Source organism: Legionella sp. D16C41 (assembly GCF_048541585.1).
GTDB lineage: Bacteria > Pseudomonadota > Gammaproteobacteria > Legionellales > Legionellaceae > Legionella_C.
In genome coordinates this window covers 274,496-298,609 of sequence record NZ_CP183303.1, presented here as the reverse complement: position 1 = coordinate 298,609, position 24,114 = coordinate 274,496, and the positions used below count along the sequence as shown (strand labels likewise).

The following is a 24,114-nucleotide window of genomic DNA, read 5'->3' as shown; positions in this document are numbered from 1 at the left end:
TAATTTAATATTGTTTCTGAAAATCAGTAAAGGAATTATGGATATGGGCAATCATTTCAGCTGTTAGTCCATGATGACATCCTAGTAAAATTCCGCCACGCATAACTTGATCAGCGCATGCATAACCATTAGCTGATTCCTTTCTTGAGATGTGTTTAAAACCTGGTTGACGTAAAATATTTCCAGTGAATACAGTACGAGTCTGGATATTGCGTTTTTCTAAGAAAATCTGCAATTCTCTACGAGAAAAGGGAGCATCTTCTTTTAATGTTAATGCAAAAGCTAACCAACCTGTTCTAGAGTTAGGAAGTTGCTTTGGTAGGATGAACCAATCTTGATATTGACTAAAAAATTCCGTATGTTGCTTAAAAGCTTCCTCACGAACCATAATATTTTTATCAAGCTTACTTAATTGCACTAATCCGAAAGCAGCGCCCATCTCAGAGGGTTCTAAATTGTAACCTAAGGTCTCAAACACAAATTTAGCATCATATTCAATATCATCAACTTTAGTATTAAAACGATTTTCAATTGCTTCAGATTCAATAAATAATGATGAACTACGACCCCAACTACGTAATAATTTAGCTTTTTCTGCTAGCATCGCCTCATTAAGGCATAACATACCACCATTTCCTGCACAATTAATGACATGTGAGCCATAAAAACTAGTTGTGCTTATATCCGTATAATGGCCAACCGAGATACCTTCTATTGTTGCTCCCAACGTATCACAAGAATCTTCAATTACCAGCAAATTATATTGATTAGCAATTTCCCTTAGCTTTTTCCAGTCAGGTAAATTACCTAATAAATTAGGAATCATAAATGCCTTAGTCTGTGGAGTAATCATAGCCTCAACTTGACTGGCATCAATATTAAAAGTACCAGGTTCGACATCAATAAAAGCTGGAACTAAATTATTTTTGACTATAGGTGCTACGGTAGTAGAAAAAGTTAATACAGGTGTAATAACTTCAGCCCCAGCTGGAAGATTTGCTATTTCCATCGCTAAGTAATTAGCCGATGAGCCAGAATTGACCATCACTCCATATTGTTTATTAAATAAATGAGCGACTTTTTCTTCCATCTCACGAACATGCTTTCCCATTTGGGTCGAGCTACGTAGTACATTAACAACGGCCGCTATTTCCTCTTCACCATGCACTGTTCTTCCGTAAGGCACATGTAAATAGTTACTGCTCATTCAGTTATCTCCTAATATTCATCTTAGAATAAATTCGTTTATTAAGATTTTAAATTTTCTAAAAAACTTAAAATTTGGTTTACTGTTTTAGTACGCATATTTTCTGAAGCTTGGAATGCTTGATACCAGGAAATAGTCTCCAATAACCCTTTCTCTAAAGTCCATTGTGGTTGCCAATTTAATTGAGATTTAGCTTTAGAGCAGTCAAGTTTCAAATAAGTTGCTTCATGAAGGTGTTTCTTGTCATCTAAATACCAGCTAGCTTGTTGTCCCCAATGCCTTACAATAAAATCAACAATCCAATCTACAGGCTTTGCGTCAGCTTCATTGGGCCCAAAGTTCCAGCCTTGAGCAAAGCAAGCCGGGTCCTTGTGTAACTTTTCTGCTAATAATAAATAACCATACAACGGTTCTAAAACATGTTGCCAAGGGCGTATTGAATGTGGATTACGTATGAGTATAGGATTCTGCTTTATGCAAGCACGCATAATATCAGGAATTAGCCGATCTTCTGCCCAATCACCGCCACCAATAACATTTCCTGCCCGAGCAGATGCCAAGCCTATACCCGTATCATTAAAATAAGAACTACGATAGGCATTAGTAACTAGCTCAGCACAGGCTTTACTGTTACTATAAGGATCATACCCTCCTAGTTTATCATTTTCACGATAGCCCCAATGCCATTCTTGATTTTCATAACACTTATCAGTCGTTATATTAACGATAGTTTTTACCGAACCAACTTGCCTTGCTGCTTCTAATACATGTACTGTACCTAAAACATTTGTGGCATAAGTTTCTATAGGTATTTGATAAGAGGCTCGAACTAAAGGCTGCGCTGCCATATGAATAACAATTTCAGGTTCATATTCTTTAAATGCCTGATAAACTGAATCAAAATTCCTTATATCGGCAATAACGCTAGTCATGCCTGAAGCAACATCTGCTAACTCAAAAAGAGAAGGCGTGGTGGGCGGAGAAAGCGCAAGGCCCGTTACTCTTGCCTCTAAGAGCTGCAGCCATAGTGCAAGCCAGCTGCCTTTAAAGCCTGTATGCCCAGTAAGAAAAACTTTTCTTCCTTGCCAAAAATTCATAATTATTTATAACTCGAATTAAATATATTCAACTTCTGTAGGTGAGCTTTTTTCTACTAATAATTTATCTGATAAGGTAAAATTATTGTGCCAAATATGCCAAGGTGCTTTTGAAGCTTGCCATAAATCCTCTAAATAATTTTTATCACGTAGCGTATCCATAGGGTGCCAAAATCCATCATGTTTATAGGCTGATAATTGTCCCTCTATAGCTAAGCGTTCTAGGGGTTCTCTTTCCCAAATTGTTTGATCATCTTCAATATAATCGATAACTTTTGGCGATAAAACAAAAAACCCCCCATTTACCCAGCCGCCATCACCACGTACTTTTTCAGCAAATCCTGAAACTTTATTTTTGTTAAAAGAAAGCGCACCAAAACGACCTGGTGGTTGTATAGCAGTTAAGGTTGCTAAAGTCTTTTGTTGTTTATGATAAGCAATTAATTTAGCAATATTAATATCTGCGACACCATCACCATAAGTAAAACAAAAATCCTCATCATTAAGATATCTTTGCACTCGTTTTAAGCGGCCTCCTGTCATGGTATCTTCCCCCGTTTCAACGAGCGTGATACGCCAGGGCTCAGCATTATTTTGATGAACTTCAACAGAATTTTTTGCAATATTAAGTGTTACATCAGACATATGCAGAAAATAATTAGCAAAATATTCTTTAATGACATAGCCTTTGTAACCTAGGCAAATAATAAAATCATAAATCTCATAAGTAGAATAGATTTTCATGATATGCCACAAAATGGGCTTACCACCAATTTCGATCATAGGCTTTGGACGAACTGCAGTTTCTTCGCTAATTCTTGTCCCTAAGCCGCCCGCTAAAATAACTGCTTTCATTGCAAAGGCCTTTTTATTGAGTAAATATTTTACCGCCATAATAAAAAAATAATTTATTTTAAGCAAGTGAACGTTTTGTTTTTTGCACATTTTAATCTTAGATTACTAAACTTATAAATTTAGCACTAAAAATTTCTAATTAAGCATGAGAAGTGATAGTTGGTGGAGTCATTAGCAGACATATATAACCTATTTGCCTCTATTTCCTTAAGCATTTTTATTTAATAGATAGGTTATATTTCAGAATGTAGGTTTTATGGCTTATATTAATCATTTACGCTGCCCAGCTCATTGAGAATTTTTTTTGCCATTGCCTAATGACTTAAGTAATATTTGTAACTTAAGCTAAATAGATTAGCAACTTAGGCAAGACCGATACCAATTTAACACTAGAGCTCGGTATAAAAGTTCATCAACGATCGCTCTACTAATTCAAAGATAATTATATCGGGATGGTAACGATTGATTAACTCTGTAAGCTTAATGTTTCTATTAGAAACATGGACACGTATTGTATTATGAAAGTTATTACGGAAATAAAACATTAATGATTCTAAAAAGCTATCTCCGATTACCAGCGCAGTTAAATTGTTCTTAACTGATTTATTAATGACTTCATGTGGCATTAGCAAACCATTTTTAGAAGAATAGGTAAAAGGCGTTAGCTTATGTTTTCCACTTTCATCCTTCTCCCACCAATCTATAGCTAACGTAGAAGTATCAGGAAGTGGATGATTTGATTCACACGTAGTTATTTGAATAAAGTGAGATAAATCTCCACGTTTGTTTTTTCCAGGTATAAAATCGTAATTAATTTTATTAATTTGTATCCCAAGCTTAATTATATAATTTGCTATAGCTTGATAAGCAGCGTACGCTCCTAGCATATTCCAATGACTATCGCATTTGAGATAAATATCTCCATATTTTTGACCTAAAGTATTTTTAGCTTTTAACTCAACTTCTTCTAGATCGATAAAGTCAATATGATTAGCCTTTAACTGCTCCATAATTAAATCATAGCGGGTTGGAAGGGTCGTCTTCTTTAAATAGGAAGGTAGAAACTCAGGATAAATAGTTTGTTTATCTGGCGCAATTGTTACTAAGAAAGGAATATTATTCTGCTGAGCAACATTGTATAGACGCTTAATTGAATTTGAAGTAGAGTTTATTTCTGCACTGGTTGGTGGTAGTTTACCGGTGTATTGATCTAGAGGAGAATTATAAAAATTGCCTAAAAAGAGCCAGCCATTTTTGCCAATAATGGTGTCTTTAGGTTTGGAACTAACGCCAAGAGAATAATTAAAATCACTCCAAAACTTACTAAATGAAGTAACTAATAATGCCTGATCGGCAAACCAGCTTTCAATACCTTTAAAATTAGTTTTGCCTAAGCGTTTAAAATTTACAGCTGGAAAAGAATTAGGTTCGCGATTTAATGCGGTTCTAATCTCATTAGGATCCTTTTTTAGAAAAAGGCCAATACCAGGCGTAAAAATAAAAATTATAAAAGCTAGAATCAATAACTTATCAGTAGTTTTCATTTAAGTATCATTAAAATTTAAAATAGAGAAAAGGGTTATATGAATTATTGCTTAAAGGCAATGTTGCTAAAAATAAAATTATTAAGGCCATTAGCATACTTAATTGCTTATAACCTATAATTAATTTCTTATTATATTTGGTAACTATGCAATCTTTTATTTTTTCAGTAATACCTAATGCTAATATAATACCAACTAAATAAGCTATCATTAAAAGTATATGTATATGGCTATCTATAATTCTAAGATTAAATCCGTGAGGCAAAAACATTGCTTTAAGAAATAGAAAAGCTTGCCATATGTTATCTTCTCTAAAAAATACCCACCCAACTATAACAGCTAATAACACATAGAGATGGCGCAGTATTTTAGGTAAGCGACTTATGAATACGCCAAATGAGGTCCTCTCTAAAATTAAAAACAAACCATGAAAAAGGCCCCAAATAATAAAAGTGTAATTTGCTCCATGCCAAAAACCGCATAGTCCAAAAACAATTAATAAGTTTAGATAGGTTCGCATAGGCGATATACGATTTCCACCTAGTGGTATATAAACATAATCTCTAAACCAACTTGATAAGGAAATATGCCATTTACGCCAAAACTCTTGGATTGATAAAGCATTATAAGGAAATTTAAAATTCTCTTTATATTTAAAACCAAACATAAGGCCAATACCAATAGCCATATCTGAATAACCAGAAAAATCAAAATAAATTTGGAGGGTATAGGCAATGGCTCCAAACCAAGCTAAACCAAACGTTAAGTCTGTTGCAGGTAAACTAAAAATAATATCAGCAATGACTGCAACTTGATTTGCAATAAGTACTTTTTTGCCAAGACCAAAACAAAAACGCAGTATACCATTACGAAATCCAACTCGCGTAATATAACGTTTATGAAAGGAATGTCTTATATCTCGGTAACGAACAATAGGTCCCGCAACTAGCTGAGGAAATAAGGATACATAACCTAGAAAAGTAATAAAATTTCGCTCGACCTGGACTTTTTTCCAATAAACATCAATAACATAGCTAAGTGCATGAAAAGTATAAAAACTAATACCTAGCGGCAATGCTATTTGACCAAAATTGTTAATATCAAAATTTAGAAGGTGACTTGCTGTTGATATGAAAAAATTAAAATACTTAAAATAAATTAATAGACTTAGAGAAGAAACAATGGCTGTACCTAAATAAATTTTTCGGTATTTTTCGCTCTGGCTATCATTAATTAATACACCACATAGGTAATTAATAAGAATACAAGCCAACATAATAAAGATGTGATCTTTTTCACCCCAGTAGTAAAAAGCTAAACTAGAAAACGCTAAGATAAAATTTTGTAATTTAATGCGTTTAAGGAAAACAAAATAAGTTAAACTAACACTAGGAAGAAAAAGAAACAAAAAAATTAAAGAAGAAAAAACCATCCTATGCTGCCTATATATAGAAATATTTTTGTATAATTAAGCCGATTCAACGCTAAAATTTTACAATTCTTAAAGTAAAGAATCCTTTTTAGGGACATAAATTATCATCTTTTTTCTTACTAAGGAAGTTCTCTCTACTAAATTAAGTTAAAGACAGCTTTGTTAATTTAATAGTTAGTAAAATATTTACAAAAATAATGTAATTACCTAAGATCAGCTAATAAACTATTTTCTTAAAGTGACTATTATTAAAAGCAATACTAATCCAAAAATTATTATTTTTATGTGCACATTTAACGGACAACGTTACTTGATAGAACAACTTGATTCAATTATTAATCAGACACATAAAAATTGGGAAATTTGGGTTTCTGATGATGGCTCAAATGATAATACAATAACTATTATAAATAATTATCAAGCACTTTATCCAAATAAAATTTATTTATTCAACGGCCCTAAGCAAGGCTTTGCAGCTAACTTTCTATCTTTAGTTTTCCGAGCCAATACCGATGAAAACTATTATGCTTATGCTGATCAAGATGACATTTGGGATTTATCTAAATTAGAAAGAGCGCTGCATTGGATAGATCATATATCTAGCGCCATTCCTACTTTATATTGCTCAAGGACTAGGCTTATTGATGAACAAGGAAATGAAATTGGCTTCTCGCCCCTCTTTCAAAAACCTTCCGGATTTCTAAATGCTTTAGTGCAAAATATTGGTGGTGGAAATACGATGGTATTTAACCACGCCACCCTCACTCTTTTAAAATTAACTAGAGAAAATTCTTCCCTCATTGCCCATGATTGGTGGACTTACTTATTAGTTACTGGAGCCGGTGGTAAAATATTTTATGACTCTTACCCCACTGTTAATTACAGACAACATCAAGCGAACTTAATTGGCGGCAATATGGGAATAGGGGCGCGCCTTTGTAGAATCAAAGGATTGTTTCAAGGCCGTATAAAACAGTGGATTGATCAAAATATACAAGCCTTATTACCCATCGAACATATACTCATTAAAGAAAATAGGCTAATTCTTCATCAATTTATTGCAGCGCGCAAAGCGATATTTATTATTAACGCTTTTAAATTAAAGCGGCTGGGTATATATAGGCAAACCTTTTTAGGTGACTTAGGTCTATTTGTTGGTTCTGTATTTAAAAAAATATGAAATTATAATGAGATGTCTTTCATTAGTGTTTGAAAAAAATCCAGTTAATACAGCAAGGTTTTACTCTTTTTTCCTGGCTCTTCATAAGCTAATTTTGGGACTAAATAACCAGGTAATTTTGTTTGAAGTTGCTGATAAAGCTTACGCGCTTCTTCTAGCGGTAAGTCAAAATGAGCAGCACCTGTAACTTTATCTAACAAGTGTAGATAGTAAGGTAAAATACCGCAATCAAATAGCGACCTACTCAAATTAGTTAGCGTATCGACGTGATCGTTAATACCCTTAAGAAGCACTGCTTGATTTAGTAAAGTACAATCAGCCTCAATTAACTTTCGGCATACAACCTTAACCTGACTGTCTATTTCTTGAGCATGATTACAATGAAGAACAATTATTTTATGTAACGATGTAGCCTTTAATAGTTGCAAAAAAGCATCAGTTATACGCTCAGGTAAAACGATAGGAATACGTGTATGAATGCGTAATATCTTTATATGCTCAATCGCCTCTAGTTGCTTAATAAGTTCTTCTAACATCTTATCAGGCGCGACTAAGGGGTCACCACCACTTAAAATAACTTCATAAATACTCGGATTCTCCTGCAAATACTGAATTATTTTTTGCCAACCTTCTTTGCCTGGATTATTATCTTGATAAGAGAAATGTCTTCTAAAACAATAGCGGCAATTAACAGCACAACTCCCTGTTAATGTTAATAAAATTCGTCCTTCGTATTTATGGAGTAAACCTGGTATAAGATTGCTTTTAGCTTCTTCTAAAGGATCTTTAGTATAATTTTCTACTTTTTCTATTTCAAAGTCCGTAGCGAGAACTTGCAGCAATAATGGATCATGCGGGTTGCGCTTTTGCATACGTGTTGCAAAACCATGAGGAACTCGAGTCTTAAATTGTTTACTTGCTGCTTCATTAGCTAACTCTACAGGTAATTCTAAAAATTTCAGTAAATCATACGAAGAGGTAAAGCCTTGAGCTAATATTTTTTTCCAACTCACAATAGAATCTCGCATTCATTAGACATACTTGCTAAACTGGTGAACTCTATCTAATTTAAAACCAAATCTCAACTGTGGAGCACTAATGGCCACTTATAGCACAAATGAATTTAAAAATGGTTTAAAAGTTATGGTTGATAATGCCCCTTGTAGCATTATTGATTGTGAATTTGTTAAGCCAGGGAAAGGGCAGGCCTTTACTCGAGTCAAAATACGTAACTTAAAGACAGGTCGCGTTGTTGAACGAACGTTTAAGTCCGGCGATACATTACCATCTGCTGATGTGGCTGATGTGGAAATGCAATATTTATATAATGATGGAGAACAGTGGCATTTCATGGTTCCTGATACATTTGAACAATATGCCGTAAATAGAGAAATTCTAGCTGATGCTGAACAGTGGTTGAAAGAGCAAGATATCTGTGTTCTCACCCTATGGAATAATGAGCCCATTCAAGTTACTCCACCAAACTTCGTTATTTTAGCAATCACCGAAACTGATCCAGGTGTCAGAGGAGATACCTCAGGTGGCGGTGGTAAACCTGCAACTCTTGAAACAGGGGCTGTAGTTAGAGTACCTTTATTTGTTCAGACGGGTGAACTAGTTAAAGTAGATACTCGTAAAGGTGAATATGTTTCACGTGCGAAAGAATAGCCTCTTTAACCCCTCTATGGAGGGGTTATTTAAATAGCAACTTACTATATTTGATTAATGCTAATCTAGCATTTAATTAATTTTTAGAATTGCGTTGATTAACTTTATTAATTACATAATCCATAATTTTTGTTGCAACATCTTCGCCTGTAGCAAGCTCCATTCCTTTAAATCCTGGAGAGGAATTAGCTTCACAGATGTAATAACCCTCGTTGCCAAATAACAGGTCAATACCAGCAATATCTAAATTAACAATTTTTGAACATTCTAATGCTAAATGAGTAATTTCAGGTGTTAAGTCAAACGGTTTTACCTTACCGCCAAGTGAAAAATTGGCTTTAAATCCAGCTTTTGCAACCCGTTGCATACAGCCGACTATTTCTTGCCCTAAAACAAATATTCGTAAATCTCGCCCATAACTGTTGGCGATAAATTGTTGAATCACTAATTTTTGATTAAATTGTGAACCTAAAAGGCCTATTAAATCTTGAAAAGAATCAGCTGTCTCACATAAATGCACGCCAATACCCCGAGCACTAGTCATATTTTTAACCACCAATGGATAACCAATTTCTTGCTTAATTAGTTCAAACGAAATGGGGGCATTAATTGCCATGGTTTTAGGTACAGGTAACTCATTATAAGTTAATAATTGACTTACTCGAATCCTGTCTTTTACCGTCGCAATAGCATCAGCATTATTAATGCTACAAACGCCTAATAATTCTAATTGACGAATTAAATTTAAAGTATGATAAGAGGTTTCCGCACCTAAGCGGGGCATAATGAAATCTGGTAAATCAATTTGCTTCCCATTTAGCAGAATTATTTTTTCTTTTTGATTGGCAACAATAACGTCAAATTGCTCTGGCTTAAAGATTTCTAATTCAATTTGTAATTTATTAGCAACTGATAAAAATCGATTTACTCCATGATCATTGGCGGTTAATTCCTGTCCATTTCTCTTATAAAATATCCAGCCCTTCATCAGCTACCTCATAAGCGATTATCAAATTAAGTTTGTTACAGAAGCAGTATATCTTTCCTTTTTAATTTAAAATTAAGTATTGCATTAATCATGTAATACAGAGCATAAGAATTAAACATAGAAAAAATATCTTTAAATTGTGAAATTGTGGCTTGAAATGTCCTCCAATGACAACAAAGTATGATTTATATAGCGTCACGTAATATAAAACTTAGTGGATGATGCTATATAAATAACTATCTATACCTGCATTTAAGGACAATATTATTTTGTATAACATTAAGGACTGCAAGAAGAATTAGCATACAAAGCAAAATTTATTGAAGATATTATAAATATGCTAGCAAATTTATAATATTAGACTTCTTACTCATCCATATAGGAGTTTAAAAAGAAGTCTAATATAAATCGTTATATGTTGAAGTTGCCTACCACTTTCGCATATACCAGCCACGTGGATAAACACGACTACAACCTAAGCCACATTGCGTTGGAACACCGGAGTAATAATTTGTGACCCATTGGGGCTGATAGCCATAAAAACCTACTGAGTAAACATAGTCTCTATTATAACGAGGATTATAAATTGATTCACTTGTTGTACAGCCTACTAAACCAAGCAATGACACAGCTAAGAGTATCATAACTTTTTTCATAGGTTTTATCCTTCCATGTTGTGTATACAAATTATACGTTAATAATTTTATATTTACAAAGTGGATTATATATCAACCATGCAATAAAAGATTTGCTAAGTTATTAACTTATAATTTATGCAATTAGAGGAATAAAACATGCTAGACTATCTGATTTTAGAATTTGTTATTAAGCTTTAAAGGAGCCCTATGTCCTTATTAGAAGAACTTAAGGCATTGAACTTTGAAAATCTCTCAATCGCTTTAATTAGCACAACTTCAAAAAAGCACGGAGAAAATCGGCTTTTACCTTTTCGTCAATTTGGCAAGGAGCGTGTTTTAAGTATTATTTTAACTGATGAAAAAATTGCCAAACAAGCACTACTTTATTTAGATCAATATATTACCACTTTTCTTGTTGACGTTGAACGCAAGCAAGCAATTCATTTATGGGATCTTGCCAAAACAACCGTAAAAGGTCAGCTCCTACCTTATAAACCTAACGATATTACGGTAGATTCAGCCTATCATTTGGTTAATCAGTATTTTAACTATCAATTAAGCAAAAAAAAAATTTTAATCTATGGCACCGGCAATATTGCAACAAAACTTGCCTTACGCTTAGCGGAACATGATTCCTGTATTACTCTTACAGGCAGAAACGAAAACAAAGCAAGACAAGTAATTACAGCCTTAAATTTAATTTTACCTAGCTATACTGAATATAAAATAAATGAATTTAATAAATCATCTTTCCATGATGTTTTAATTACAGCAATTTCTGCTGAGAATATTCTTGACGTATCCTACCTTGATTGCTTAAATCAAAACGCATTTGTAGTGGATATAGGAATCAATAATTTAACTTCTGCTTTTATAGAGAAGGCTGTACTAAAAAATATTAGTATTATGCGGCTTGATGTTAGAATTGCTACACCCTTACTAGTAGCCCATAATCAGATTGCTAATTCTTCCTTCTTTAAGTCAATTGCAGGCTATGTAATGCTACACGGAGTAAACTGTGTTGCAGGTGGCATAATTGGTAAAAAAGGAGATGTAGTACTTGACGCAGTTTGGCAACCAAAACATATTATCGGTATTGCCAATGGCACAGGTGGGTTAAAAAAGAATGAAGAATACACAGATATTGATAAAAAACATGTCAAAATCATTGCAAAGACTATATGATTATGTAAAGAGAAGTATTGACATTTTAGTCAGCTTAACAGCTATAATTTTGCTGCTGCCTATTTACCTAATGGTTGCTATTTGTATAGTCATGGATGATGGCTTTCCAGTTTTATTTCGCCAAAAGCGAGCAGGTTATTTAAATAAACCTTTCTATATATACAAGTTTCGCACCATGAAATTACAACAAACTAATCCTATGACTTATCAATGGCAAAATGGAGTACCGGATGATTTTATCTTTAAACAAGCTAGCGATAATAGTCATGCAGTAAATTTTACAGGTGTAGGTGAAATTTTAAGAAAAACGAGTCTTGATGAATTACCACAATTCTTTAATGTTTTAATGGGTAATATGAGTTTAGTTGGGCCTCGTCCTGAATTAATAGAAATTGCCAATTGCTATAACCAAAAACAATTGAGACGGCTTAAGGTTAAACCTGGTATTACAGGTTGGGCGCAAGTTAATGGTAGAAGCAATATTAATCACGGTGAAAAAATAAAACTTGATTTAGAGTATGTTGAGCAATATGGGCTATGGCTAGATATTAAAATTTTATTTTTAACATTTCTTAAGGTTTTATTTAAAAAAGGGGCTGTTTAAGGCTTATAGAATAGACTTCTTTCGAAACTGTTAGTGATGAGATAAGGTCAAATGAAAAAACGCTGAAAAAGCACAGTGTACATAAAGTACATGAGCATTTTGAAGTGCTTTTTCATTTGAGATTGGCCGTCAATGGCAGTTTCGAAAGAAGTCTAATAACTAATAATTGAATTTAAGATACTTGCATGCATATTATTCCAACAATCCTTTGTGGTGGTGCAGGCTCAAGACTTTGGCCTGTTTCCCGGGAACTACATCCCAAACCTTTTATACGTTTAGATGACGGGCAAAGTTTTTTACAAAAAGCTTTCTTAAGAGGCGCGGCTATTCCACAAGTTAAAGAAATTTTAACTGTTACAAATCGAGAATTATTTTTTAAAACTGAAGATGAATATCGTGCTATTAATCAGCAAGGTCTACTTTTATCTTATATTTTAGAGCCATTTGGCCGAAACACAGCTGCAGCGATTGCTCTCGCTGCTTTACAGATAGGAAAAAAGTACGGTGATGAAGCTATTTTATTAGTTTTGCCCGCTGATCATTTAATTAGTTTACCAGATGCTTTTCAAACCGCTGTTGATCAAGCAACTCAGCTTGCTAGAAATGGAAAGTTGGTAACTTTTGGCATTAAACCAAATGCACCTGAAAGCGGTTATGGCTATATTCATATAGATAAAAATTTCCCTTTTACCTCTTCTGATCAGTCTGAACACGCTCTTGGCTATTTAGTTAAACAATTTATTGAAAAACCTTCTATTGAAAAAGCAAAAGAATATTTAGATGCTGGATGCTACTTCTGGAATTCAGGAATGTTTTGCTTTACAGCAGGAACAGCTATTAAGCATCTACAACAATATTGTAAAGATATTTATGAAACTGTTAAACAATGCTTAGATGAAGCAATCATTGCAACAAATACTAGCGTCACTCAAATCCAATTACAACAAACACATTTCGCTAACGTACCAAGTAATTCCTTTGACTATGCTGTAATGGAGCCTGCAGCTAAAGATACAGCGTCCATCGCTGTAATTCCTTGTGATATTGGCTGGAGTGATATCGGTTCTTGGGGCGCTTTAGGTGATTTAGCGGCAGCAGATGACTTAGGCAATAGAGTCAATGGAGAAGCATTCTTATATAATACTGAAAATTGTTATATTCAAAGTGATAATCGTTTAGTTAGTACAGTTGGACTTAAAAATTTAATTATTATTGATACTTCCGATGCCGTGCTAGTTGCTGATAAGAGTCAAGCGCAAGATGTTAAACATGTATATACGGCTTTAAAAGCCCAGGATCATAAAGCTTACAAACTACATCAAACTGTCCATCGTCCTTGGGGAACCTATACTATTTTAGATGAAGGAAAAAATTTCAAAATCAAACGACTTGAAGTTAATCCAGGCGCAAAACTCAGTTTACAAATGCATCATCATCGTAGTGAGCACTGGATTGTCGTTAGCGGTATGGCTCGCGTTATTAATGATGACAAAGAACTGTTAGTTAGAATGAACGAGTCCACTTATATTCCTGCTGGTAGTCTTCATAGATTAGAAAATCCTGGTGTTTTAAGTTTAGTTATCATTGAGGTACAAAGTGGTGAATACTTAGGGGAAGACGATATAATTCGCTTTGAAGATAATTATGGCCGAACTTAACTTCTAGGCTTTTAATTTATTTATAAATAACTTTCGTCGAAGAAAAAAGAATGCTATTTTAGCTCAATTATTTACCTGTAATATAAATAAGATAGGTATTAATTTACTCATGAAAATTCTTCTTTTTGGAAAAAGTGGTCAATTAGGTTGGGAATTAAGCCGTGCTTTGGCACCACTTGGCGAGTTAATCGCACTTGATAGACACAGTGAATTCTCTGCCAATTTTGAAGACTTATCAGGGCTTGTAAGAACTATTCAGTTCTTTAAGCCTAATATTATCGTTAATGCTGCTGCTTATACTGCTGTAGATAAAGCTGAAAGTGAGCAAGCCTTAGCAACAATAATCAATACCGAAGCCCCAGCAATCTTGGCTAAGGAATGTGCTCAATTAGGCGCTTTACTAGTTCACTATTCTACCGATTATGTATTTGATGGCTCTGGCCATGCTGGTTGGCAAGAAAGTGATATACCGAGTCCGCTTAATACTTACGGTCTAAGTAAATTACGAGGCGAACAAGAAATTATAAATTCAGGTTGCCATCATCTTATTTTACGAACCAGTTGGGTTTATGGTACTTATGGTAAAAATTTTATTAAAACCATTCTTCGTTTAAGCCAAGAAAAAGAAACGATTAAAATTATTAATGATCAAATAGGAGCACCTACAGGAGCTGAACTTTTAGCGGATGTGACTGCCCACCTGTTAAAAGCTGTTACGCTAAATCCTGAACTTGCCGGATTATATCATCTATGTGCAAGTGGTGAGACATCTTGGCATGGCTTTGCCCAATATATTGTGGATGAATTAAAGAATTTAGAAAAAGCAACTACGATTAAGAACTTACTAGCGATTCCAAGCCAAGAATACCCCACTCCTGCTTTAAGACCACTGAATTCAAGATTAAATACCCAGAAATTACAACAAAGCTTTTCTATTCATCTGCCAGATTGGCGCCTCGGCGTTACCAGGACTATTAGAGAAATTTTAGGATCAACATCATGAAAAAACGTAAAGGTATTATTTTAGCTGGCGGAACAGGAACAAGGTTACATCCACTTACCTTAAGTGTTTCCAAGCAGATGCTACCTATCTATGATAAGCCTATGATTTATTATCCTCTATCGGTACTAATGCTAGCAGGTATCAGAGAAATTTTAGTTATTTCAACTCCTGAGGACTTACCTAAATTTCGTGAATTATTAGGTGATGGCCATCAGTTTGGTATTGAATTAAGTTATGCAGAACAACCTTCACCAGATGGATTAGCGCAGGCATTTATTATTGGAGAAAAATTTATCGCTAACGATAATAGTTGCTTAATTTTGGGTGATAATATTTTTTATGGCCAAAGTTTTTCAACTAACTTACAAAAAGCCTCTACTAGAGAAGTCGGTGCTACTATTTTTGGTTATCATGTTAGCGATCCCGAGCGTTTTGGTGTTGTTTCGTTTAATGAGCAAGGTCAAGCAGTCAGTATTGAGGAAAAGCCTAAGAAGCCTAAATCTAATTATGCCGTTACCGGGTTGTACTTTTACGATGATCGCGTTGTAGACATTGCTAAAAGCATAAAACCATCTGCTCGAGGAGAATTAGAAATAACTGATGTTAATCGTTTCTACCTTGACGATGAGACACTTTACGTAGAGCTTCTAGGCAGAGGCTTTGCTTGGTTAGATACGGGTACGCATGACTCTTTATTAGAAGCAAGTCATTTTGTGCATACCATTGAGCAGCGTCAAGGTTTAAAAATTGCTTGCCTTGAAGAAATTGCCTACACTTCTGGCTGGATTACTTCTGATCAACTTCTAGAACAAGCTTTTAGGTTTAAGAAAACGGCTTATGGCCAATATCTCCTGCGTCATCTTGAAGAAGAGCTAATTACACCAATTACTTGATAACTAGTTACTCCACTTCTCAAGTAAAAGGTAATAAAATAGGTAATGCTATCCACTTAAGAACTTTGTCATTTCCGCGCAGGCGGAAATCTATCTTAATACTCACTCTGAGCTTATACAAAAATAGATTCCCGCCTACGCGGGAATGACAGTGCTATTCTTTGCCATTAGGTGATCTATTATACTAAATGAAACCTTAGTTTGATAACTAGTTACTCCACTTCTCAAGTAAAGGGTAATAAAATAGGTAATGCTATCCACTTAAGAACTCTGTCATTTCCGCGCAGGCGGAAATCTATCTTAATACTCACACTGAGCTTATATAAAAATAGATTCCCGCCTACGCGAGAATGACAGCGCTGTTCTTTGCCATTAAGTGATCTATTACACTAAATAAAAACTTAGTTGCGCTGAATATGCAATAAATATAGCCTTTCGGTGCATAAGTAAAAACTATTACAAGCTAGCAGGCTTAAAAATTAAAATTACTTAATTAGCGCTAAATTATTAACATACCAAATTACAGTTTTTCGTATACCACTTTCAAACGTTTCTTTAGGCTGCCAGCCAAGTTCGTTTTCAATTTTACTAGCATTTATAGCATAACGTTTGTCATGGCCAGGTCTATCCGTGACATGTTTAATTAAATCAACATACTGCTTCACACCTTGTGGCTTGTGAGGAGCTAATTCTTCTAATAGATTACATATAGTTGTAATTACTTCGATATTTTTCTTTTCATTACAACCGCCAATATTATAAGTTTCACCTACTCTACCTTGCGTTAATGTTTGATAAAGCGCTTGCGCATGATCCTCTACATATAACCAATCTCGAATTTGTGTGCCTTGCCCATAAACTGGTATTGATTGACCTGATAAAGCATTTAGAATTACTTTAGGAATAAGCTTTTCAGGAAACTGAAAAGGGCCATAGTTATTAGAGCAATTCGTTACTAAAACGGGTAAGTTATAAGTCCGATGCCAAGCTCTAACCAGATGATCAGAGCTTGCTTTACTTGCTGAATAAGGCGAGCTAGGAGCGTAAGGTGTAGTTTCTTTAAAAGCTTCATCCTCAATTTCTAAGTCACCATAAACCTCATCCGTTGAAATATGATGAAAACGAAATTTATTTTTTCTATCATCAGCTAGCGACAACCAATATTGCTTTGCTGCTTCTAACAACGTATAGGTTCCAATGATATTAGTTGCAATAAACTCTGCTGGGCCATCAATAGAACGATCAACATGGCTTTCAGCCGCTAAATGCATAATTGCATCTGGCTGATAAGCAGCTATAACCTCACTAATTTTAGGTGCATCTGTAATATCAATCTGCTTGAAAGAATAATTTTCATTATTTTTAACAGATGCAAGTGCCTGTAAGTTAGCAGCATAAGTTAATTTATCAATGTTTAAAACACTATCTTTAGTATTTGCGATAATATAACGTATTAAAGCAGAGCCGATAAATCCAGCGCCCCCAGTTATTAAGATTTTCATAGTTATTCTCATCGAGCCAATTGATGTTGATAATAAATTGTTGCATAACAGTAGCCAGTAAACCAAATATTAATTCAATAAATAAACTTACTACAAGAATAAAAATTTATTAGGCAAGCTTGATATTTTAATAGAGCATTTCTTCATGAAAGAAACCCGACAAATTCTATCACTATTCCTAGTAATTTACTTATAAACTTTATATTTAGCTCATATACTAGAGCTTCACTAATAAGTCATAATGTATGTTTTTGAGTTAACCTTGTGTTCATTATCTATAGCTTGTTGCGTCATTTTAGATAAAGAAAGTTAAGTTACTTATAAGTTATAACGGTTATCGCTTTGAGCTATTACCTACTTTAAATTTATTCTTACTAAAATTAACTTTCTTAATAAAGGCTGAAATAGTGCTTATATTTTTTATTTGATCTATCTGTCGACTTTTATCTGAACTAGTTGTAAGTAGTTTATATTGGCTTTTTATTATTGCTTTTTTAAGATCTTTTGGTGAATTAATAGCAATTATTCTTTTCGTAGTATTAGCATAGGAGCTAGAAATAATCTTTATCCATCGAAAACCAGCAAGCTCACAGCTTAAAAAATAAAGTCTTTCAATAACATGTGCGAGTGTACCATCTTTCTGATTTGCCTCTTCAGGAAAATCGTCAAAAGATAAGTTGCAATCTAATAGTGGCATAAGCGCAGCGCATCGTGCCCAAAACATTGAGCCAGAAGGAAAATCAAGTCGGCCATCTAGAGCTAAATTTAAGCCTAATTTAGAGGAAAATCTTTGTGCAATTTCAAAATTATAACCCCACCCAATCGAGGAATGAAAGGGCCAAAAATGCTGTGGCGCAATTATCCCTATACCTGGTTCAGTCTTAAATATTTCAAAAATACTTTGCACTATTTTTTTTGATCCTAATAGATTATCAAGTAAATAAGAACGCCATTTCTCATGCACTTCATGATAAGGTGACTTTTTAGTATGAATATGAAGACAAAATTCATATTTACTATAAATTTCTTTGAAAGTAATAAGTTTTGGAGCTATATCGCGACCCCGATTAGGCGCAATTTTAACTATAACGCTGCCGCTTTCCCAACTAGATAAATTAGCTTCAATAATTCTTTTCTTATCTTCTGAGTCAGTTGTTATAAATAAGTCAAATCGATAAGGAATATTGGTTAAGTAAGCTTTAAATATTTCTAACATATCTATGTAGTACATATGACACATAACAGCAATAGTAGGTAAGGAGTTTTTAGATAGGCACTCATACTCAAAAGGAACAACTAAAGAGTAAGCTTTTGGTAAAGGTAAGTAGTGAACGTCCTCCTTCCTTGAATATTGCAATTTATAATTTTGCAGTTTACTTTTTAATTGCAGTGTTAGTGTCCACCATAAAATTTTTATAGTTCGCCTACAAAGTTTATAAAACTGATTATAAATATACCAACAAAAGCTCAATATATTTAAGAGCGGGCTACGTAGATGGCGTTTAATTAATGTATATGTAAACATTTCAAATTCTTAGAACTTAAATTAGGAAAATAGTAATCGTTTAGTGAACAAATTTCTTAGCCATTTATAAAGCGCACTAAATATAAATATTAGAACAACGGTTGTTGTGTAAAAAGGTAGTCTTGCATCTGCCGCATTGCCAAACATAATTAGGCTTATTAAATAAAACATGCCAGATAATAAGATTACTAAGTAATCAAAAGTCAATAGCCTTTGAAAAAGTCCATAGGCAAGAATAGTGAGTGCTAAACAATATAAAAACCACGGTTTTACAAAAAATAATTCAGAACTATTCATTATATAATGAACGATCTGGTCACGCATCAAAGAAGGACTTAAACTATATCCATAGTCGTTTTTTGCGATGGCGGGGAGTGTAATTATAAATGGCGCCCCGATATTAGCACTTATAAGATATTTCGTTAACTGCCATTTATGATAAAAAAAGCAAAAAGGATGCTCAATTAATGTAGTTAACCAGATCTGTTGAATTCTCTCCTCTTTCCACATCATTTGGTTCAGTGTTTTGCCTGCAAGGCTTATATGCCGTGGATCATATTCCTCTTTTATTTTACTAAGTGACCAATTAGGTTTTATATCTTCAAATAGGTTTCGCCCAACACAGATGCTAGCACCAGCAATGTCATAAGGTTGTATAGATTTAATAAATGCCGCACTACTATTAGGTAACCTCTTAAAATCGGGGAGAGAAAAATTATCTAATTGCACCTTTAGTATAAAAGTGGCTAAAATTAAAACAGAGCCTACTATAAATGTGCCTAGCCCTAAGGAAGTAAGATTTTTTAAGTATCGCCTACATAGCGTAAAAGCTAAATAAAATAACAAAGGCACTGCGCCAGCGATAGCATTATGCCTTGTACATATTCCTAAAAATAAAAGAAAAAGAGCTGCTAATAATAAAAAATTAAAAACCCATTTACTTACTATCTTAGGCAAAGAAATGCTAATAGCAAATCCAGCTAGAAAGAAAGCAGCCATTAAAACATCTTTCCAAATAGCTGCAATAGTCCCTAATATAGCTGGTATACATAGATAAACTACCATAACTATGGCTGCATATACTACTTTCTTTGTAAAGAAATAAACAATATAGAAAATTGAAGCAAGGAGTAATAATACTTGTGAAAAATGCATAGCAGATGGATTTAAAGATATTAAATCAACAAAACGCCACACATAACTAACCATTGGTGGCCATACTGAATCCGTAATGCCCTCTCTTGCACTTTTTAGAGCATGGATCGTATCATATGTCATAAAACCTGGATAAAATATTGCTACAATTCCTAATGTGGCAAATAAAGGAATCAGAATAAAAGAGCTTGCCCTTATAACACCTATAACTTTTTCTAAGCTCCATATTGATGGCACTGACTTTTGTAACACTTCTTGCATTTAAGTTAATATTCCTTATTAATAGATGTTAAATAGTAAACTTATTTTATGAATAATTACGTATACGTCGCATTAGAGCAAAAAATCCTTCATTTTTCAAAATAATCATCGCTGACTTAAGTAAATTTAATCCTGTACGACGTGAGGAAAAATTGGTAATAATTTTTTTAAATCTGTTAGACTTTGCAACAGTAACAGGTTCTAGCACATTTTTATTATTTAGATTAATTTCAGCTTTCCACCAACTTAAGTAGCATGGCTCATCAATACTAAACGGATTAGGAAATGCTTGTTGTAAATCTTGCCTAGCTCGATAAAGCTTGCGAGCTTCAGGCGGAATAGCCTCTCCATTGTCAAATTGTCCGTAAAACCAGCCCTTATAATAATCTTTTCCATGCCCTTCTGCTAGCAACTCTTTACCGTATTGCTCCCATAATTTGTGCGCTGTGACTTGCTTAGAAGCATATTTCATCAACATGGTAAAACCACTGCCATTGTCGTATCCTGTAAAATGATAAAAGCGCAATGGCGTATTGCCTGCTAAAATTATACCATCCTCATTCAGAGAAAGAGGACGTTTTGCAATATTCCACGTTGCTACATTACAGCCGTGATCTCTAACAATACCAAGGTTACTAAAAAAAGCGGGAGCAAGATCACACCAACGTTGATCTGTAAATAGCCCCGACGGAATATCATCACGACAAAAGTGAGATAATCGTTCAGCCCACCAATGAATAAAAGCAAGCCCTTGACCAGACGTTCTAGCCGCAAAAAAACCAAGGTTGTAGATACCATGCTTTAAAGCAGCCATCTCATTTTCTGGTAGGCCTTCTTCAGTTTCAAGCAAATGTGGGGTAAGTATAATCTCATGTTGGTTTAGTAAGGATTCCAAAGGAGATAAAGAATTAAATACTTTAATATCCGGGTCAAGATACATAATTTTATCAACGTCGGGACGCTGAGCAAATACTTTAGCTGCTGGCCCTTTTACTGCTGTGCAAAGCTCTACTAAAGCATGACCAAATACCCAAGCCTTGCAATTTGAAAAGCCAAGTTGCTCTACTGTTATTATTTCGTCAAATGGCTCTTTATTAAGATCAAAACCTCTAGGTAGGTCATCTGAATAAAGCAGCACAAATTGCCAATCTGGATGAAACCGCTTAACTGATTTAGCTAAAATTCTTGCCTTAGGAAGGTAACTTTTAGTTATAGAAGTATAAACAAGCATTATATTGACCCCTTTGCCAATTTTAAGACAGTTTCAGCTGCCTGAAGTATTGTTTCTGCTGAAGAACCTAGAGGGATAACCTTGCCCCACTTATAATGTTTAACGCGATTTCCTTGAGCACCTAAGTCAAACGCTACAATTGGCAGCTTCATTTTTATAGCTTCTGAAATAGTGTATCCAAAGGTTTCCGGAACTATAGAAGGTACCAGAACAACATTGATCTTGTTTTTTTCAATGATAGAGGGTAACTGATTTGGTTCATAAGGTCCATAAATAGTTATTTCTGGTAGCAGCTCTACCGATGGACCCACAACAGTTATCTTTGTTGATAAATGATTAGTGCTAATATAGTGTCCTAACTCTTGTACAATGCTAGAGCCTTTAATTGAATTTAAAGTACCTAAAATACCAATGTGCAATGGGCCCTCTAGCGCAATTGGTTTATTCCATACAAAATAATCAATTTCATGTGGGACAATACGTATTTTCTGACTTTCTATATGAAAAGCACGGCGAAAAATATCAACAGAAGCTTGATCAAAAAAAGTAAGTATAGAAGCAGCTGCTAATAAATCTAAAAAAGGTTGCCGCCAATTTATTATATCTTTAGGTTGTTCCTTTCGAGGATACCAAGCCGGATACCAGCTTAGGTTACCTTTCAAACACTGGCTACAAATTGTTGCATCCTGGGGAACTTCACAATATTGCCCACTCATATTGACTAGATGCGGTGACGGGCATAAAGTAAAATAATCATGCATTTTAATTTCAATGGGTGCATTTATTTTTTTTGTAAGCGCTATGATATTCTTTATACTTTCCGCTACTTGAGGGAAACCATATAATGAATTTACAACTATGCTGGTCGCTGGAATAAACTCTAAATTATTAAATAACTCCTCAAAGTATTTAGTATAAAAAAGCATTGCATCATTATTTGCCAGCCATTGCAGAAACCAAATTCCTTGAAAATTATAAATCCTTATAATGGAGAAATTCTTTTCAAATGCTTCTTTAATGAAAGCCCGCGTATAAATATTGGTTCCCCCGCCCAGATTATGATCGAAGAAAATAATAGCATTTTTAATTAACTTTCTTTTAAGATAAATTCTAAACAAATTAAATTGATGAGCATGAGATTCAGGTGACAAAAAAGAAGTTAGCGAGTAAGGCTTAGCTTGCATGCCGCATTGATCCGCAATAAAGGGAAATATTTCTTCGTGGGTGACTCTTGAATTACTCAATAATTCAGTAACTTCAGTTTTTTCAATTGGTAGACTTGTTTGAGAAACCTGCTCGATTAATTCACTACGAAACCAAAACATACCACCAAAAAAACTTAAGCTTTTATGAATATTATCTTTGTTTAGAATACTTGAAAATTTCTGAAGATATAAATTTTCTTTTTTCGATACATAATCCTTAATTTCTTTATAGGGTTGAGGGAAAATAACGCCAAGTTTTTCATCTTGTATAAATTGCTGTAATATCGTATTAATATATTTTTCATCACCTAATAATGACTCCATTAAATATCGCCACCAGCCATTTATTTCTAAAGTCCATAAACTACTTATAAAAGACTTGGTATGAGTTTGTAGATGTAAGATAATGTCATGTTGATTTAGCTTATCTTTAAATGCTGAAAACATGGAGAATAGTTCGCCTTCGATAGGCTGAAAAACAATTATTTCTTCTAATTTGCAGTAATCATTTATATTAGAAAAAACTTCTTTGATTAATTTTACGCTGCTATTAGAATCGGTAGTAATATAGAGAGAAAAAGGTATAGGAATATTTTTAAGATAAAGAGCCATTTCAGCAAGCTGTTCACTATTATTGTTAACATAGATATGTACACCTAAATAGTGCGGCAAAAATACTTTATCATTCTCAGTAGCATCGAGTAAAAGCAATAGGTTTGAAATTTCCTCCGACGCTATAGTTTGCGTTTCTAACTCGGGAATAATTTTATCCGCGCTTATGCTTTTAAACTGTAAAATGTACTTTAGATAAGAGTAAATAAAATTTATAAGCTGTGATTTTTTTTGCGATAGAAATCTTAATGGCTTCGTAATACGCCACGAGTTTGACAAATAAATATTTTGTATTTCTTCAGACATTTCATTAGACTGTAACTCTAACTTCTTTATTTCTTTTATATAATTTTTTATTTGCTCATCACGCTCATCCAATAATTGTTGATAATTTAATTTATTTTGAGTTAATGCAGCAGTTTTTTCAGTATTAGCTTTAATTAGATCAACTTTTTCTAAATTAAATGTATTCATAGATACCGTCTCAATTCGACATTCTTCATGACTTGAATTATTATTACTTGTTTTAATAAGTAACTGTCGAAAATTATCTAAATTGTTAATAGTAGCCGGCTGTATAGTACGAGCTTGCTTATCTTTATCTACAGAGTCCATTATATTCCCTAAGTTATTTATAGCTAACCTCTCCGCTAAAATTTCCTTCTTCTTAA

At 33.9% G+C, this 24,114-nt stretch carries 20 protein-coding genes; 7 read left to right on the top strand and 13 right to left on the bottom strand.

Going from position 1 to position 24,114, the window contains the following annotated elements:
* Positions 1 to 4: 4 nt before the first annotated feature.
* From ACNVED_RS01325 to ACNVED_RS01305, 5 genes are all read right to left on the bottom strand, one after another.
* Positions 5 to 1,207 (bottom strand): DegT/DnrJ/EryC1/StrS family aminotransferase, encoded by a 1,203-nt coding sequence (locus tag ACNVED_RS01325; RefSeq protein WP_419419978.1) that lies wholly within the window; start codon positions 1,205 to 1,207, stop codon positions 5 to 7.
* A 41-nt stretch (positions 1,208 to 1,248) separates the two neighbouring features.
* Entirely contained in the window at positions 1,249 to 2,304 is a 1,056-nt protein-coding gene (rfbG, locus tag ACNVED_RS01320) for a CDP-glucose 4,6-dehydratase (protein WP_419419977.1), read from the bottom strand.
* A gap of 18 nt (positions 2,305 to 2,322) precedes the next feature.
* Positions 2,323 to 3,159 carry a glucose-1-phosphate cytidylyltransferase gene (rfbF, locus tag ACNVED_RS01315; protein WP_419419976.1) on the bottom strand — a complete coding sequence of 279 codons (837 nt, stop codon included), beginning with the start codon at positions 3,157 to 3,159 and terminating at the stop codon, positions 2,323 to 2,325.
* Positions 3,160 to 3,548: 389 nt separating this feature from the next.
* Entirely contained in the window at positions 3,549 to 4,703 is a 1,155-nt protein-coding gene (locus tag ACNVED_RS01310) for an alginate O-acetyltransferase AlgX-related protein (RefSeq protein WP_419419975.1), read from the bottom strand.
* 10 nt (positions 4,704 to 4,713) lie between these two features.
* Positions 4,714 to 6,135 carry an MBOAT family O-acyltransferase gene (locus ACNVED_RS01305; RefSeq protein WP_419419974.1) on the bottom strand — a complete coding sequence of 474 codons (1,422 nt, stop codon included), beginning with the start codon at positions 6,133 to 6,135 and terminating at the stop codon, positions 4,714 to 4,716.
* A gap of 283 nt (positions 6,136 to 6,418) precedes the next feature.
* Between ACNVED_RS01305 and ACNVED_RS01300 the strand changes: the two genes are divergently transcribed.
* A complete protein-coding gene (locus tag ACNVED_RS01300) occupies positions 6,419 to 7,315 on the top strand; it encodes a glycosyltransferase family 2 protein (protein WP_419419973.1) in 897 nt (298 codons plus the stop codon).
* A gap of 44 nt (positions 7,316 to 7,359) precedes the next feature.
* Here the strand turns inward: ACNVED_RS01300 and epmB are convergent, their stop codons facing one another.
* Positions 7,360 to 8,343 carry an EF-P beta-lysylation protein EpmB gene (gene epmB, locus ACNVED_RS01295; protein ID WP_419419972.1) on the bottom strand — a complete coding sequence of 328 codons (984 nt, stop codon included), beginning with the start codon at positions 8,341 to 8,343 and terminating at the stop codon, positions 7,360 to 7,362.
* A gap of 70 nt (positions 8,344 to 8,413) precedes the next feature.
* Here epmB and efp point away from each other — a divergent pair, with 70 nt between their 5' ends.
* Positions 8,414 to 8,983, top strand: a complete 570-nt coding sequence (gene efp / locus ACNVED_RS01290; RefSeq protein ID WP_419419971.1) for an elongation factor P — start codon at positions 8,414 to 8,416, stop codon at positions 8,981 to 8,983.
* A 76-nt stretch (positions 8,984 to 9,059) separates the two neighbouring features.
* On the opposite strand, the gene ACNVED_RS01285 is transcribed toward efp, so the two are convergent.
* Both ACNVED_RS01285 and ACNVED_RS01280 read right to left on the bottom strand, forming a co-directional pair.
* Entirely contained in the window at positions 9,060 to 9,971 is a 912-nt protein-coding gene (locus tag ACNVED_RS01285) for an ATP-grasp domain-containing protein (RefSeq protein WP_419419970.1), read from the bottom strand.
* A 428-nt stretch (positions 9,972 to 10,399) separates the two neighbouring features.
* A complete protein-coding gene (locus tag ACNVED_RS01280; protein ID WP_419419969.1) occupies positions 10,400 to 10,627 on the bottom strand; it encodes a hypothetical protein in 228 nt (75 codons plus the stop codon).
* Between the two features lie 189 nt (positions 10,628 to 10,816).
* On the opposite strand from ACNVED_RS01280, the gene ACNVED_RS01275 reads away from it, so the two are divergent.
* The 5 genes from ACNVED_RS01275 (at position 10,817) to rfbA (ending at position 15,952) form a co-directional block, all read left to right on the top strand.
* Positions 10,817 to 11,794, top strand: coding sequence for a hypothetical protein (locus ACNVED_RS01275; protein WP_419419968.1), 978 nt, complete (start codon positions 10,817 to 10,819; stop codon positions 11,792 to 11,794).
* Positions 11,766 to 12,398 carry a sugar transferase gene (locus tag ACNVED_RS01270; protein ID WP_419419967.1) on the top strand — a complete coding sequence of 211 codons (633 nt, stop codon included), beginning with the start codon at positions 11,766 to 11,768 and terminating at the stop codon, positions 12,396 to 12,398. Before ACNVED_RS01275 ends, ACNVED_RS01270 begins: the two co-directional genes overlap by 29 nt.
* 185 nt (positions 12,399 to 12,583) lie before the next feature.
* Positions 12,584 to 14,056: a mannose-1-phosphate guanylyltransferase/mannose-6-phosphate isomerase gene (locus ACNVED_RS01265; protein ID WP_419419966.1), complete on the top strand. Its 1,473-nt coding sequence runs from the start codon at positions 12,584 to 12,586 to the stop codon at positions 14,054 to 14,056.
* A gap of 109 nt (positions 14,057 to 14,165) precedes the next feature.
* The gene (gene rfbD / locus ACNVED_RS01260) at positions 14,166 to 15,059 is read left to right on the top strand and encodes a dTDP-4-dehydrorhamnose reductase (protein ID WP_419419965.1); all 894 of its coding nucleotides are present in this window, start codon (positions 14,166 to 14,168) and stop codon (positions 15,057 to 15,059) included.
* Positions 15,056 to 15,952 carry a glucose-1-phosphate thymidylyltransferase RfbA gene (gene rfbA, locus ACNVED_RS01255; RefSeq protein WP_419419964.1) on the top strand — a complete coding sequence of 299 codons (897 nt, stop codon included), beginning with the start codon at positions 15,056 to 15,058 and terminating at the stop codon, positions 15,950 to 15,952. The genes rfbD and rfbA overlap by 4 nt, the downstream gene beginning before the upstream one ends.
* A gap of 485 nt (positions 15,953 to 16,437) precedes the next feature.
* Here the strand turns inward: rfbA and rfbB are convergent, their stop codons facing one another.
* From rfbB to ACNVED_RS01230, 5 genes are all read right to left on the bottom strand, one after another.
* Positions 16,438 to 17,454: a dTDP-glucose 4,6-dehydratase gene (gene rfbB, locus ACNVED_RS01250; protein ID WP_419419963.1), complete on the bottom strand. Its 1,017-nt coding sequence runs from the start codon at positions 17,452 to 17,454 to the stop codon at positions 16,438 to 16,440.
* A gap of 334 nt (positions 17,455 to 17,788) precedes the next feature.
* On the bottom strand, positions 17,789 to 18,979 hold the full coding sequence (locus tag ACNVED_RS01245) for a rhamnan synthesis F family protein (protein ID WP_419419962.1): 1,191 nt from the start codon (positions 18,977 to 18,979) through the stop codon (positions 17,789 to 17,791).
* A 21-nt stretch (positions 18,980 to 19,000) separates the two neighbouring features.
* Positions 19,001 to 20,395, bottom strand: a complete 1,395-nt coding sequence (locus ACNVED_RS01240; protein WP_419419961.1) for a hypothetical protein — start codon at positions 20,393 to 20,395, stop codon at positions 19,001 to 19,003.
* A 46-nt stretch (positions 20,396 to 20,441) separates the two neighbouring features.
* The gene (locus ACNVED_RS01235) at positions 20,442 to 21,626 is read right to left on the bottom strand and encodes a hypothetical protein (RefSeq protein WP_419419960.1); all 1,185 of its coding nucleotides are present in this window, start codon (positions 21,624 to 21,626) and stop codon (positions 20,442 to 20,444) included.
* A complete protein-coding gene (locus ACNVED_RS01230) occupies positions 21,626 to 24,058 on the bottom strand; it encodes a rhamnan synthesis F family protein (RefSeq protein ID WP_419419959.1) in 2,433 nt (810 codons plus the stop codon). Before ACNVED_RS01230 ends, ACNVED_RS01235 begins: the two co-directional genes overlap by 1 nt.
* Between the last annotated feature and the right edge of the window lie 56 nt (positions 24,059 to 24,114).